1 rRNA gene is annotated in these 872 nt (G+C 50.8%); it reads right to left on the reverse strand.

Annotation, left to right across the window (positions count from 1 at the left end):
- Positions 1–872, reverse strand: a 16S ribosomal RNA gene (locus HMPREF2801_RS05525); the annotation flags it as partial.

The following is an 872-nucleotide window of genomic DNA, read 5'->3' on the forward strand; positions in this document are numbered from 1 at the left end:
CTCGTTGCGGGACTTAACCCAACATCTCACGACACGAGCTGACGACAACCATGCACCACCTGTATTGAGGCTTCCGAAGAAGACGGTATATCTCTATACTTGTCCTCAGTATGTCAAGCCCTGGTAAGGTTCTTCGCGTTGCTTCGAATTAAACCACATGCTCCGCTGCTTGTGCGGGTCCCCGTCAATTCCTTTGAGTTTCATGCTTGCGCACGTACTCCCCAGGCGGAGTGCTTATTGTGTTAACTGCGGCACCGACTTACGCCGACACCTAGCACTCATCGTTTACAGCGTGGACTACCAGGGTATCTAATCCTGTTTGCTACCCACGCTTTCGTTCCTCAGCGTCAGAATGAGCCCAGTAAGTCGCCTTCGCCACCGGTATTCTTTTTAATATCTACGCATTTCACCGCTACACTAAAAATTCCACTTACCTCTACTCTTCTCAAGATATGCAGTTTCAAATGCTTACAGTAGTTAAGCTACTGCCTTTTACACCTGACTTGCATTTCCGCCTGCGAACCCTTTACGCCCAGTGATTCCGGACAACGCTAGCCCCCTACGTATTACCGCGGCTGCTGGCACGTAGTTAGCCGGGGCTTTTTCTTATGGTACCGTCATTATCTTCCCATATAAAAGAACTTTACGACTCGAAAGCCTTCTTCGTTCACGCGGCGTCGCTGCATCAGAGTTCCCTCCATTGTGCAATATTCCCCACTGCTGCCTCCCGTAGGAGTTTGGACCGTTTCTCAGTTCCAATGTGGCCGTTCACCCTCTCAGGCCGGCTACCCATCGTCGCCTTGGTAGGCCGTTACCCTACCAACTAGCTAATGGGACGCGAGTCCATCTTAGACCACCGGAGTTTTGATCAT

The organism is Peptoniphilus sp. HMSC062D09 (assembly GCF_001811425.1).
In the GTDB taxonomy this organism is placed as follows: Bacteria; Bacillota; Clostridia; order Tissierellales; family Peptoniphilaceae; genus Peptoniphilus_A.